This window comes from Paenibacillus amylolyticus, from assembly GCF_036894225.1.
Lineage (GTDB): Bacteria > Bacillota > Bacilli > Paenibacillales > Paenibacillaceae > Paenibacillus > Paenibacillus amylolyticus.
This window is the reverse complement of record NZ_CP145892.1, coordinates 3,686,062-3,699,095: the sequence shown is the minus strand read 5'-3', so window position 1 is coordinate 3,699,095 and position 13,034 is coordinate 3,686,062. Positions and strand designations below refer to the sequence as shown.

The 13,034-nt window shown below is 44.3% G+C and carries 12 protein-coding genes and 1 pseudogene; 5 read left to right on the top strand and 8 right to left on the bottom strand.

All coding sequences use genetic code 11. The features are described from left to right. Positions 1-73 precede the first annotated feature (73 nt). On the top strand, positions 74-643 hold the full coding sequence (locus V6668_RS16425; protein WP_076317758.1) for a TetR/AcrR family transcriptional regulator: 570 nt from the start codon (positions 74-76) through the stop codon (positions 641-643). A gap of 302 nt (positions 644-945) precedes the next feature. Here V6668_RS16425 and V6668_RS16420 read toward each other — a convergent pair whose 3' ends face one another. Then, positions 946-1,311 (bottom strand): nuclear transport factor 2 family protein, encoded by a 366-nt coding sequence (locus V6668_RS16420; protein WP_256721204.1) that lies wholly within the window; start codon positions 1,309-1,311, stop codon positions 946-948. Positions 1,312-1,661: 350 nt separating this feature from the next. On the opposite strand from V6668_RS16420, the gene V6668_RS16415 reads away from it, so the two are divergent. From V6668_RS16415 to V6668_RS16405, 3 genes are read left to right on the top strand one after another with little or no spacing between them, the layout of a single operon-like run. Then, the gene (locus V6668_RS16415; protein ID WP_076317760.1) at positions 1,662-2,624 is read left to right on the top strand and encodes a phosphatidylinositol-specific phospholipase C/glycerophosphodiester phosphodiesterase family protein; all 963 of its coding nucleotides are present in this window, start codon (positions 1,662-1,664) and stop codon (positions 2,622-2,624) included. Then, entirely contained in the window at positions 2,611-3,309 is a 699-nt protein-coding gene (locus V6668_RS16410) for a response regulator transcription factor (RefSeq protein ID WP_076317761.1), read from the top strand. The genes V6668_RS16415 and V6668_RS16410 overlap by 14 nt, the downstream gene beginning before the upstream one ends. Continuing rightward, complete coding sequence (locus V6668_RS16405) at positions 3,284-4,591, top strand: HAMP domain-containing sensor histidine kinase (protein ID WP_338706143.1); 1,308 nt, start codon at positions 3,284-3,286, stop codon at positions 4,589-4,591. The genes V6668_RS16410 and V6668_RS16405 overlap by 26 nt, the downstream gene beginning before the upstream one ends. A 122-nt stretch (positions 4,592-4,713) precedes the next feature. On the opposite strand, the gene V6668_RS16400 is transcribed toward V6668_RS16405, so the two are convergent. The 3 genes from V6668_RS16400 to V6668_RS16390 form a co-directional block, all read right to left on the bottom strand. Then, a complete protein-coding gene (locus V6668_RS16400; RefSeq protein ID WP_338706142.1) occupies positions 4,714-5,418 on the bottom strand; it encodes a hypothetical protein in 705 nt (234 codons plus the stop codon). Between the two features lie 101 nt (positions 5,419-5,519). Beyond that, complete coding sequence (locus tag V6668_RS16395) at positions 5,520-6,884, bottom strand: HAMP domain-containing sensor histidine kinase (protein WP_338706141.1); 1,365 nt, start codon at positions 6,882-6,884, stop codon at positions 5,520-5,522. Positions 6,885-6,955: 71 nt separating this feature from the next. Further along, a complete protein-coding gene (locus V6668_RS16390) occupies positions 6,956-7,663 on the bottom strand; it encodes a response regulator transcription factor (RefSeq protein ID WP_338706139.1) in 708 nt (235 codons plus the stop codon). A 157-nt stretch (positions 7,664-7,820) separates the two neighbouring features. On the opposite strand from V6668_RS16390, the pseudogene V6668_RS16385 reads away from it, so the two are divergent. Continuing rightward, positions 7,821-7,931 (top strand): annotated as a pseudogene (locus tag V6668_RS16385) (GlsB/YeaQ/YmgE family stress response membrane protein); the annotation flags it as partial. Positions 7,932-8,222: 291 nt separating this feature from the next. Here the strand turns inward: V6668_RS16385 and V6668_RS16380 are convergent. The 4 genes from V6668_RS16380 to V6668_RS16365 form a co-directional block, all read right to left on the bottom strand. Beyond that, complete coding sequence (locus tag V6668_RS16380) at positions 8,223-8,576, bottom strand: hypothetical protein (RefSeq protein WP_076250592.1); 354 nt, start codon at positions 8,574-8,576, stop codon at positions 8,223-8,225. Positions 8,577-8,627: 51 nt separating this feature from the next. Further along, positions 8,628-9,836 (bottom strand): hypothetical protein, encoded by a 1,209-nt coding sequence (locus V6668_RS16375; protein WP_100527550.1) that lies wholly within the window; start codon positions 9,834-9,836, stop codon positions 8,628-8,630. Positions 9,837-9,893: 57 nt separating this feature from the next. Further along, positions 9,894-11,552 (bottom strand): hypothetical protein, encoded by a 1,659-nt coding sequence (locus V6668_RS16370; RefSeq protein WP_338706135.1) that lies wholly within the window; start codon positions 11,550-11,552, stop codon positions 9,894-9,896. A gap of 108 nt (positions 11,553-11,660) precedes the next feature. Next, positions 11,661-13,028: a beta strand repeat-containing protein gene (locus tag V6668_RS16365; RefSeq protein ID WP_422395284.1), complete on the bottom strand. Its 1,368-nt coding sequence runs from the start codon at positions 13,026-13,028 to the stop codon at positions 11,661-11,663. Positions 13,029-13,034 lie beyond the last annotated feature (6 nt).

The window sequence follows — 13,034 nt, the reverse complement described above, 5'->3', positions numbered from 1 at the left end:
TCAAAATTTCTTTTATAGTAAGAATCAATATAGCGATGGCATATAGTTAAACTACGATATGGAAGTGGTGTAGATGAAAATCAATGAAAAAAAGCTTGATTTAAGAGTTGCCAGGACTCATAAATTGTTAATTACGGCCTTTAGAGATCTGTTATCTGAGCAAGGCAAACTATTCAGCAATATCACGATTAATGAGATATGTGATAAAGCGATGGTTCACCGTACAACGTTTTACAAACATTTTGAGGATAAATTTGCGCTGTTATCCGCTACCCTCACGTGGGTTCTTCAGGATTATTTACAAATGAGTATAGAAGATCGGCTTCGGCAGCCCTTGCAAAGCCTATCTAGATTCATGTTGGAGAATTTACTGGAGCCGATTGTTCAAAACCAGAAGAATGACAAGGGATTTACTGACTTTTTCAAAAACTATATCGGAGATATATCCAGAAGAGATTTTCTGGAACTAAAAAGAAGAGGTAAACCATTTTCACCCCCCATAGAACTCTTAGCCGAATATCATTCAGGGGTCATTAGTTTACTTGTCACGTGGTGGATATATCATCTTGAAGAAGATGTTACGGCAGGACAGATGGATGAGTATTACTATCAAATGGTTAACGAGAAAATCATGTTAGACTAGCATGAAGCTCACTCTACGCGACGTACCTAGCCAAGTTATCCAGCCTGACCTATTTTCACCACCAGAATAAGAAGGTATCTTATTGTTGAGATAAAATAAAAACCGATGGGCATTTTACTTATGTAAAGTCCCATCGGTTTCTTTAGTTTTAGGATAGTTCGGTTGAAGGCCACAGATGCTGTGAATCTAAAATATAAGTCGATAAAATTATGTCTACTGATCAAAAAAATGGGTTACTATGTAGCAAACTAGCAATGGTTGCTTACCAGAGGCCTATGAAGTAACAACCACCTATATTCATCTTACGAGTTATATTCATTGTAAGCATCTTCAGTCGTCTGCACGTTCTTCAGATACACGATCTGCCCTGACTCGTTCACACGCATAATATCTATACCCGCCTTCGCATACACCGTGCCATCTACTGCTTGCCCGCATACTGCCCAGTTAGTTCGATAACTGCCGTCGGGCTGAAGAACCCATGCATCCCACATATGTTTAATGTCTTTATTGTATTCATAAAAAGTCTTAATAACCACCTCGAATCCTGTACGACTGCTACCGTTTGAAACAATTTCAGCATTCTGCGTGAACAGGGATAACAAGTCCTTCATAGCCCGATCGTCAGTGCGAGATGCATCAAACAAGCGATAATAATTATTTAACATCGTGATGTTTGCATCGGTGTTCAGAGAGTTGGTAGTATTGCCAGCGGTAAGGCCATAAATTTATCCTTTTCAAATTGAAAATTCAGATCTGTTAATACTTGTTGATTACCAAAAAAACTCTTCTTAAACTCTGAAGTACCAATTTCATTTCATTCGGGGTCATTGAACAGTGCATACGGTGGGCGTGACTAGGCGGAAAGTTGTGACTGTGAATGTCTTCTCTTCAGTGAAGAAATCTCGTTTGGTAGTGAAATGTAAAAACTTCATAAATTCCTTCGTTTTTATACGACTCCTTCTTCATTTGCGTCCTGTAGTATGTCTTACATCGGGATAACGAAGGAGCACAACGAATGAAGAAAACGATGATGTTAACCTTACTCATAGTCATTACGGCAGGAATGATCTGGTTCAACTGGGGGCTTGTTAGGACAGGTCAGAATCAGCCGGACTCTACATTTGGCACCAGCGGCTGGCAGGAGAATAGGCTTATTGCACATGCATTTGGTGGAGTTAACGGGGCTAGCTACACCAATTCTTATGAGGCGTTTATAACCAATTACAATAGAGGGTACCGTTTGTTCGAGGTTGATCTGGTGCAGACGACGGACGGGAAACTTGTAGCCAGACATGATTGGTCGCAGAAGCTACAGCCGGATTTGGCCGCTCATCGCGGACGAAACGTAACAACGCTTCAGTTTGAAAACTCGCTTATTATGGGAAGATTCCACCCTCTTACACTGCCGGACATACTGCAGCTGATGCAGCAATATCCTGATTTTGACTTAATTGTGGATACGAAAGCAGGCAGCAAAGAGCAAATTCAGCAGCAGTTTGCGCATCTAGTCAATGAGGTTCAACGTACGGATCCTGCACTGCTCAACCGGATTATACCTGAAATTTTCAGCCCGGAAATGTATGACACGGTTATGGGAATCCACCCCTTTCCAAACAAAATATATTCACTTTACAAAACTGGCGCCTCCGCCGAAAGTATTGTAGAATTCGTAAGGGACAAACAACTGACAGCGGTTGCCATGCCTGTATACCGTGTGTATCTAAACCCCAATTTAGTTCCAACACTACATAAGTTTGGGGTAAAAAGCTATGTTCACACCGTCAACAGCAGACCGGTTATGCAGATTCTGTCCAGGTTCGGGGTGCATGGATTTTACACGGATCAGGAAGAATCACCAGCGGAGCTGATGCTTGCAGACGCTCCCCCAGGCCATGTTGAATTTTCGGAATACATGAGTTCCGGATTAGTAAATATAAGAAATATCGTGATGAAGGTGAGAAATAATGGCTATAAATAACATTCTTGTTGTAGACGATGAACCGGAAATTCGAGAAGCGCTCGTTATTTATTTGAAAAGCGAAGATGTGGATGTATTAACTGCCTCTAACGGATTGGAGGCGCTGGAAATTCTTGAACAAAAAACCATTCATCTTATTATCATGGACAACATGATGCCACAGCTCGATGGAATTAAAACGACATTTAAAATTCGTGAAAACAAAAATATACCGATCATTATGCTTTCCGCCAAGTCAGAAGATAGCGACAAGATTTTGGGACTCAACGTTGGGGCTGATGACTATATTACGAAACCGTTCAATCCTCTAGAGCTGATCGCTAGAGTCCGATCTCAGCTGCGCCGGTTTACGAATTTAGGTTCCTTCCAGTCAAACGGGGATGAGCTCATTCAAGTAAGAGGACTCGTGCTGAACAAAAGCTCGAAGACTGTTGAGATAGATGGAGAGGACGTCAGATTGACCCCGAAAGAATACAAAATTTTGGAGCTGCTGATGGAGAACAAGGGCAGAGTTTTCTCAATCGAAGAGATTTATGAGCGCGTGTGGAATGAACTGATCTTCACTTCAGAGAATACGGTTGCCGTACATGTGAGAAACATTCGTGAAAAAATTGAAATCAATCCCAAAGACCCAAAATATTTAAAGGTGGTATGGGGAATTGGATACAAAATCGAGAAAAAATAAAGCCGATCGGAAGGTTCCAATTGACCTTATTGTCATCATTGTCGCCGCGATTTTATGGAGCCTCGTACTCATAAACAGGTATTCATACACGGGGTTGAGTCTGAGCTATTCAACTTCAAGTTACATCCAGGCACTGCTTGCCATTATTATTCTTTGCCTGCTGGCAAGCAGACTGTTTCTTTATTTTAAGGCACCCCATAATAGTCGTTCCTTCTGGCATGGCAGTCTGCTGATGGATTACTTTCATATTTGGAGAACCGGTCTTAGAGCCAGTTTACAAAACTGGAGACTAACGTTTGGCCTCATCATGATGCTTTTGCTAACCGCGATGGCCGGCATTTGTATTTGGCAGGCAGTCACATATTACGGACAGGGGTGGCTTCTACTTTATTTGTTGCTCTACGTGTTGTTCTTGGTTCCATATATACTTTCCAAGCTTAGAAGATTCCTCGCCATTATCAACGGGAGCAAAGAGATTGCCGAAGGGAACATTCAGAACACAATTCAGGATACCGGCAAGGATGATCTATCCAAGCTTGCTGGCTATATTAACAATATGAAAGCCGGGTATCAAAGCGCGCTGGAGAATCAGATGAAGAGCGAACGGTTAAAAACAGAGCTGATTACCAACGTATCGCATGATTTGAAGACCCCACTTACTTCTATTATCAACTATGTTGATTTATTAAAAAAAGAAAATCTGTCTACAGAGACCACCCGATCCTATATTGAAACCCTGGACCGGAAGGCGCTACGGATGAAGCTGTTGATTGAAGACCTGTTCGAAATCTCAAAGATGGCCAGCGGTACAGTAGAGCTGGATATTGAGTACGTCGATGTCGCGACATTGTTGACACAGGCGATTGCCGAGTCCAACACCAGTATGGGACAAGCGTCGCCTGTGATTCGGGAGAGGATTGCGAAATTCCCGATCCATGCACATTTGGACGGCAATAAAATTTGGCGTGTATTCGAAAATTTAATTGGTAACGCGCAGAAATATTCGCTTCCGGGAACCAGAATCTATATTTATTTGGACGAGTCTGATGATCTGGTGCTATTCAAAATTCAAAATACTGCTGCTTATGAGATTGATTTTGCTGCGGAAGAGTTGTTCGAACGTTTCAAAAGAGCAGATGAATCCCGCCAGACAGAAGGCTCCGGCCTAGGGCTGTCCATTGTGAAAAGTATCGTTGAGCTGCACGGCGGGGAGATCAAAATCGAAATTCATGGTGATCAATTCAACGTTATTCTGCATTTGCCCAAGCAGCGCTTAATTTAAAAGTCCTAAAACTACGTTAACCCTCAATGCTCCTTTTCAGGAGTATGAGGGTTAACTTTTCATTTTTATCAGGTATTAAAGGTGAATCGTATGAATGGCTTACCAACATCGATTCCTAAATATTAGTCCAAAAGGCTGTAGATCTGAATGCTCTCCACCTTGGCATCCTTGATATGGAACGACATCACATCCACATAATTGGATGGCTCGTAACGGAAGTCATCCTCCTCATTAGGGGCTCCATCACCAAGCAGTTTCCCCTCAGGGTAGGCGTTTTTGAGTGTATCCAGGCTATCTCCTGCTTTAATGTTTCGCACTGTCGCGTACTTAGGATCTGTGATTTCGATATGAAAGATGGAGTCTTGTTTTCCCTCTGGTATACTGATTGTTTTAATCTCCAGACCAGGATACGTATAGACCTTTTCTGTAAAACCGATTAACGTATCCATGTTGGTTCCATCGTCGGCACTGTACGTATGAGATTTCAGGTTATCCGGTTTGCCCAGCATCTGTTCCATCTGATCTTCATTCGCTGTATCCGAAATCGCAATGGTGTGCTCATTATAGACAAAAGCAAGCTCCTTCAGCACCACATTACCTTCCTTCTCCATCGAACCTTCTTTAATAGCTTCAGTACCCTTTTCTTCCGAACTTTCGGAAGCAGGCGCAGGAGAATTGGTTGCTCCTTCGCCTTTGCTCTGTTCATTCGCTGTGTTCTGTCCGGTTGCTGGGGGCGTAGCATCATTGGACTGACAGCCCGCTAATGCCACCGTTAGTAGAGCACCTAGTACGATAACACCTGTTGCTTTGTTTATCAATTTCATCATGATCCCTCCATAAATGTGTGATTTGTTCTTATGAAGTGATTATAAATAAAACATTTGTTAGTCTCATAACAGAAATGTACCAATCTTGTAACGTTAATTATTTACCCGCGTGTTTCCGCACGGGGCAACACAATCGTAACGGTTGTTCCTTCCCCGATTTGACTTTCCATGTCAATATAACCATTAAACCGCTCGACAATCTCCTTGCAAATAGAAAGCCCAAGACCTGAACCGTTCGCTGTGCTAGCATTTTTGGCCCGGTAAAAACGTTCCTGCACTCGCTCCAGCTCCTCGCCCGAGATACCGATACCTTGATCACGTATCCGTATAACTACCTCGCTTGGCGTATGTTCCAAATTTAATTCGATCAGCGATGGACTGCCGGAATATTTGATGGCATTGTCCACAACGTTGGCGATTGCATGGGACATCAGCATTGGATTCACGTTGGCGTAAACTCTTGTTTTACCCTCATCATCCGGTTCTTCCTCCGCCTGACTAACTCTGATCTCTATCCCTTTATCCTTAGCCTTGGCACCCATACTCATTGCAACTTGCTGAATCAGTTCGTTCATCTCCGTTTTCTCGACTTCCAGTTCGTTAGAACCAGCCTTGTCGAATCGGGATAACAACAACAGTTCATTAATCAAACGTGTCAGCCGATCTGATTCCTGCAGCAGGTGAGCATAGATTTTTTGCAACTCCTTGTCCTCGTTCTCCCCTTCAACCAAGTACTGAGAGAAACCACGAATGGCTGCCAAGGGTGTTTTTAACTCGTGAGATACGTTGGAGACAAATTGTTTCTGGTACTGAATGTAATCATGAAGCTGCCGCCCCATGGAATCCAGTCCATCTGCCAGCATGCCCAGTTCATCCTTCCGGTTGAGATGAACTCTCCGAAACTCCTGTCTAGAGAAACTTTGCGCAGCGCTAAGCAACAGTTTAATCGGCTTGGTTGTGTTGCGGGCAATCCACAGGCTGGATAAGGTAATCAGCACAATAAATCCGCCTGCACCCGCAAACAGAATATAACGGATTTGATCCATAATCGCATAAAAGTAGGAAATGTCCTCCACGAACTCATACACATAAGCGTTTTCGTAGAATTGATCCTGAATGGGAGTCGCAAAATAAAGCAGATGATCTTCCGTTACGGTGTAGGCATAACTGCCGCTCAGTGCTTTCTCAATATTCTTTTCAAAAATAAGAGGTTTGCCATCATTAATGATGATGCCATCCGCAGCCAAGCCCAGCAACTGCTTGGAGCTGTCATAGATACGTACTTCCTTGCCCGAAGCTTTCAGCTTCTCTAGAGCAAGTCTGACAATTTCCTTGGTCTGGGGGTCTCCTGAAGATGACCTATGCTGTGATAACACCTCACGGAAGGACAACTCGGACAGATCCGCTTTCTCCATCATCTGTTTCTCAATGGTAATGAAGCTGTAGTAATCGATGGCTTTATTCACCGCAAAAATGATGATGCCAAAGGACAGCACGGAGAAAAATAAATAATTCAGCAGTAACCGGGTTGCATACTTCAGGCCTCGCCACCTCCAAGTTGATAGCCAAATCCATAGATCGTCCTGACATACTTCGGTTCGTCGGCGTTATCCTCCAGCTTCTTCCGTAATCGCATGATGGTCATATCTACACTGCGACTGTCTCCCATAAAATCATATCCCCATCCGATCTGCAGCAGTTCATCCCGGGTAAAGATTTTGTCTGGCCTTCTGAGTAACGTTTCCAGAATTTTAAACTCTTTGGCCGTTAAAGACACGGGTACATCGTTTTTTAGCACCCTGCGGCTTTCCAGATCAAATGTCAGCTCTTCATGAATGATGCGTGTAGATTTCACTTCTGTTCCTTCACTTGATTCCTCCTTGCTCTCGTTTCTTCTCAGAATGACCTTGATCCGTGCGAGCAATTCACGGTTGTCAAAGGGTTTGGTCATGTAATCTTCCGCCCCTAGCTCTAGTCCCAACACCTTGTCGATTACCTCGTTCTTGGCAGAGAGCATGATCACAGGAACGGCACGTTTCCCGGTGATTTCCTTGCACAGGTCATATCCGGAGCAGTCAGGCAGCATTAAATCAAGCACCACTATATCGGGTTGAAAAGAGTCGAGCAGCTGCAAGCCCGTTTTGCCGTCCTCTGCGGTCTGCACATCGTAGTTTTCTCGCCTTAGCACCAGCTCAATTAAATCTCGAATTGCGATTTCATCATCAATGACTAGGATTTTCTTCAACTGTACACCCCTATCTAGCCTTGTTTTCACCAGCTTCAATCAACTATTAACCCATCTTAGCACAGACACTTTAGATTCCTCCACCAACTGGAAGGTGAGGTATATTCCACTCAGCCCAACATAACTTGTAATAAACTCGAAGAAAGGAGAACAATCCATGGATCTGCTTTGGGTACTCATTGTTGGTGGACTTATTGGCTGGTTAAGCGGCAACTTGATTGGGCGGGACGTACCGGGCGGTGTACTTGGGAACATTATTGCGGGTTTTGCGGAGCCTTCCGAAGACGTTAACATAGAGAGGCGGAAACCGATCCCGTCGTTCATTAGTATGGGATAAACATAAAAGGACCTAAAGCATTCATCGATGGAAGATGAACACTTACGGTCCTTTTTTTATTTTTGTACTGATTTCATCCATTGTCGTGTTTTCGGAAGATTGGTTTTTGGCGGTTATCATCCCCTGAGCCAAAAGACACATCCACCATCCTCTTCATTTCTTTTCTAAAGTGCTTTGACTAGTTTGTTTTATCTAATTCAAGCCCGCCGTTTATCTTGCTTCTTATGTTTCGTCATGTTGTTCAGAAGATACTAAGCGATGAGCTGAGACAAGTTGTCCGGCGGCATCCTTACCCCAAACTGAAATTTGAACTTGTTGTTCTGCTAAACCGCTCGTTGTAAAGACAAATTCAAAAGAATTAAAATCTGCATAATAATTTTTGGTTAGGACTTGATTAGGATTTATAGAAACTAACTCAAGTACATATAGTGTTCTTGTTCCATTCAAATAATAACCTTGAATCAGGATATTCGAGCCATCGACTAAGTTGCGATTATCTATTTTGATCGTCAACTGTTGTGTCGGTCTTACATTATCTACAGGATTATTTTCTATCGGTCCGGTGGATAAAATCATTCTCTCTTACCCCTTCCCAACATCTATTGTGCATCATTATGACCTGAGGTTTTACCAGCTCTCAGCAACTCTAAATACCACATCAACTATATTTGAGCCTGCCCCACCAATATTTGATACAGCTAATGTTACGACCTGATTTTCAGGAAGCGTGAAGTCCAATAGTTCTGATGAAGCTAATATTCTGGCAACACCTGTTCCGCCTCCTGTAACACCTTGAAACACTACTTCTCCTCCGGTAATTGTTGTAGACGAATTGTTTACCAACAAAGCTGTTTCACTATCGGGAATGATCGTTGTAGCTGTTGGATAATTAATAAATGCTCCATCGAGAATTCCACCCACAAGTACTTGATAACTAAGATCTACGGATGAGATAATGTTTATTTCTTCTAGATCCACCTGAACAGAGTTCGTTCTAGCTGATCCCGAAGGGAAGATTGCTTTTCTTGTAAATGATAGTACGGGTGTTAGTGCTGATGTGAGATTGGTAACCCTCCTCCTTTCCGAAGTGACTCTAAAGGTGGGATTATATTTTCCGATAATACTATATTGTCTTCCTCCAACAAAAAGGGTATAGGTTTCGGCAGTTCCGTTATTATCAATTTGTGCTCTTATGGGAAGATTGGGGTCAATAAAACTCGTTTGACCTGTTGGGGAGAATCGGTGGACGGTAATTACCTCTTGAGCTAAAGTCGACGGATTAGGAATGACCACTCTAAATTCGATTACTCCATACCCATACCAAGTAAATACGATTTGAAATATATTCCCTTTAGATAGATTTAGTGTCGCTCCGCTTAATCCAGTACCATCCAATGGGTCCACATTCCATGAACTTTGAGGAAAAGTTGTATCGGAGCCTCCTCGCCGTATGGCCACGAATACATTTGTGCTATCCACTCCAAAAAAAGCCCCGTTCTGATCGTCAAAGAATCCCCATCTTCCAATCTGATTACCTATCGGCAGCATAGGTATTCGAACGCCGATTCCGGCTTCTCCTGCGAATCCTGGCTCGTATCTACCTCGTAATACACTTTCTAGAATGGCTGAATCTATTCCGTTAGTGGTATTGCTTAGATTAAATTCCGTTGCATCATTGGTAACCGTACCATCCCCAATGGTTGTAACGGAATCTCTTAGAATGGATAGACCATATGCAGATGTTAACTCCACAATTGGGGTTTTTTCCGATACAATTAGCTCATCGTATTGCGAACTTATATTGGGACCCACATTTGAGATTATAATATCCGACAAGTTAGTTCCTCCTTCGCAGGAAGGGAAAAGTGAATTCCCTCCTTCTCCTATTACTTTTTACCATTCTTCAGTAAGACTGAAGGTGGCCGTAACAGGATTAGTCCCCCCGCTTAAATTCGCTACGGCTAAAGTCACAATTTCAGAGTCAGGTAATTGGAAATCCAATAATGAAGCTGAAGCTGATATTCTGACACTTCCCGCAACTCCGGCTACTAAGCCTTGTAATAGGACTTGACCATCCGCAATTGTCGTTAGTGTGTTGTTAATTAGAAGAGCTGTTTCCGAAGTTGGAATATTAGTCGTTGCTGTTGGAAAGTTTACGAAGCCTCCATTAATCGTTCCGCCTAATATGATCTGATAATAAATATCATCTGTAGTTATAAGATCAATACTTTCTAATTTGACACTCACTGAATTTGCCCTACCTGAACCTGGCGGGAAGGATGTCTTTCTCTGGAAAGACAAAATTGGTGTGAGTGACCCTGTTGCTGTTACAGTTCTCCTTTCGGAAGTAACCCTGAAAACGGGATTATATTTACCCAATATACTGTATTGTCTTCCTCCAACGAATAAATTGAGTTCTGATTCTGTGCCATTATTAAAGATTTCCGCACGTAGCGGAAGATTAGGATCGGCCAGACTGGTTTGCCCATTGGGAGAAAAGCGATGAACGATAATTACTTCTTGTGCTAAAGTTGAAGGATCAGGGATGACGACTCTAAATTCGATTACTCCATACCCGTACCATGTAAATACGATTTGAAATATATTCCCTGTAGATAAACTAAGCGTTGCGCCACTCGGACCTGTTCCATCTAATTTATCCACATTCCAAGATGCTTGAGGAATAATAGTGTCAACACCTGCTCTTCTGATCGCTACAAATATTCCATTCACTACGCTCTGCCCAAAGAATAAGCCGTTCTGATCGTCAAAAGCGCCCCATCTGACCACTTGGGCCCCTGTCGGTGGAGCCGGCAATCGAACTCCTATTCCTATTTCTCCCGCTAAACCTGATTCATACCTTCCTCTCTCCGAGCTTTGAAGAATAGCAATGTCAGATCCGGATATAGTTGTAGTTAATTGAAATTCCGTATTATTACTTCCCACTGTAGCATCGCCCAATGTTAAAACAATGTCTCTTAGGTTGGATAAGCCATATACAGAAGTCAACTCAATAATCGGCGTTTTTTCGTTGGTTCTTAATTCGTTAAATTGAGAGCTAACATTGGGTCCTACTCCCACGATGGTCGCATTAGGCTCAATCGTACCTGGGGCTCCCGTCGCTCCTGTGACTCCTGTAGTCCCAGTGGGTCCTATGGCTCCTGTAGCTCCCGTTGTTCCTGGGGGTCCTGTTACTTCATTTGCGCCTAGCAATTCTGAAGATACAATGCGATGGGGAATTACAAGTTGCCCTTCTACATTTTTTCCCCAAACCGAGATTCCCATCTGATCTTCTGCTAAACCGCTCGTTGTAAAGACAAATTCAAAAGCATTAAAGTTCCCATCATAATTCTTCGTTATCACTTCATTTGGATTCACATTAATGAGTTCGTGTACGTACAACATTCGGGCTCCGTCTAGATAATATCCTTGAATCAAGATATCGGCACTATTGATTAAATCTCGATTATCCATTTTAATTGTCAGTTGCTGCGTTGGCCTTACACCACTGACCGGATTATTCTCAATCGGTCCGGTTGATAAAATAGCCATAAAATTTTATTCTCCTTTTTTTCCAAATGATTAGAGGCAGAAATATTCATCCACCTCCACCCCTTTGGTTTTAAACTAACAAAATTTAGGATCTAATCTTCCACTCCGTTACTGAACCTGAATAATCGAAACAGAACCATCTGTAAGTGTAGCTGTTGCCGATCCATTATAAAGAAAATCGATTGTAAGCGCAGTTGAAGTAGCATCAGCTAAAAACGTACCCGATACACTTACATTCGCATCTAAAGTTCCTGTAACTGCTCTCCCTGAAAACCGACTTTGAAATACGAGGTTAGTTCTTGGTGTGACCGTAACGTTCCCAACTACAGAACTCGTTGCTCTAAACGTATACGAAACCAAATAAATGTGGCCTATTGCCAGTACAAAGGTTGTACTTGTAGGATGCAATATGTTAGTGCCATTAATAAATACAGTCGTATACGAAATAGCTGTCGCATTTGCAACAGAAGGTACGCTAACATTAAATAATCCATTTTGTATTGTGGCATTTGCCCCGGTTGCACCTGTGCTCCCTGTTGCCCCAGTTGAGCCCGTTGCACCTGTTGCCCCACTTGTGCCTGTTTGCCCAGTCGCACCTGAGATCCCCGTGGCCCCAGATACGCCCGTTGCGCCTGAGATGCCTGTGGCTCCGGTTGCACCCGTGGCCCCAGTCTCGCCGGTTACGCCCGTGATGCCTGTCGCTCCAGTTACCCCCGTTGCACCAGTTACCCCGGTTACGCCAGTGATGCCCGTGGCTCCCGTTACGCCGGTTACGCCGGTTGCACCAGTTTCCCCGGTTGCACCCGTGATGCCTGTGGCCCCAGTTACCCCCGTTGCACCAGTCTCCCCGGTTGCACCCGTGATTCCCGTGGCTCCGGTTACGCCCGTTGCGCCTGTCTCCCCGGTTGCACCCGTGATTCCCGTGGCTCCAGTTACCCCCGTTGCACCAGTCTCCCCGGTTGCACCCGTGATGCCTGTGGCTCCGGTTACGCCGGTTGCACCGGTCTCGCCGGTTACGCCCGTGATGCCCGTGGCTCCCGTTACGCCGGTAGCACCAGTCTCGCCGGTTACGCCCGTGATGCCCGTGGCTCCCGTTACGCCGGTAGCACCAGTCTCGCCGGTTACGCCCGTGATGCCTGTGGCTCCGGTTGCGCCGGTAGCACCAGTCTCGCCGGTTACGCCCGTGATGCCTGTGGCTCCGGTTGCGCCGGTAGCACCAGTCTCGCCGGTTACGCCAGTGATGCCCGTGGCTCCCGTTACGCCGGTAGCACCAGTCTCGCCGGTTGCGCCTGAGATGCCTGTGGCTCCGGTTACGCCCGTGGCTCCAGTTGCACCTCCATCGGGGCCTGTATTCCCTGTAGCTCCAGTTACGCCCGTGGCCCCAGTTGCGCCGGTTGAGCCTGTGATTCCCGTGGCTCCATTGTCTTCTAACAATTCTGAAGATACAATACGGTGAGGCGTTACGAGCTGTCCCATGGAGTT

Bases quoted from the DNA above. Each gene is read 5' to 3' on its own strand.
- V6668_RS16425 (WP_076317758.1), top strand. From the start codon at position 74: ATGAAAATCAATGAAAAAAAGCTTGATTTAAGAGTTGCCAGGACTCAT.
- V6668_RS16420 (WP_256721204.1), bottom strand. From the start codon at position 1,311: ATGTTAAATAATTATTATCGCTTGTTTGATGCATCTCGCACTGACGAT.
- V6668_RS16415 (WP_076317760.1), top strand. From the start codon at position 1,662: ATGAAGAAAACGATGATGTTAACCTTACTCATAGTCATTACGGCAGGA.
- V6668_RS16410 (WP_076317761.1), top strand. From the start codon at position 2,611: ATGGCTATAAATAACATTCTTGTTGTAGACGATGAACCGGAAATTCGA.
- V6668_RS16400 (WP_338706142.1), bottom strand. From the start codon at position 5,418: ATGATGAAATTGATAAACAAAGCAACAGGTGTTATCGTACTAGGTGCT.
- V6668_RS16380 (WP_076250592.1), bottom strand. From the start codon at position 8,576: ATGATTTTATCCACCGGACCGATAGAAAATAATCCTGTAGATAATGTA.
- V6668_RS16370 (WP_338706135.1), bottom strand. From the start codon at position 11,552: ATGGCTATTTTATCAACCGGACCGATTGAGAATAATCCGGTCAGTGGT.
- V6668_RS16365 (WP_422395284.1), bottom strand. From the start codon at position 13,028: ATGGGACAGCTCGTAACGCCTCACCGTATTGTATCTTCAGAATTGTTA.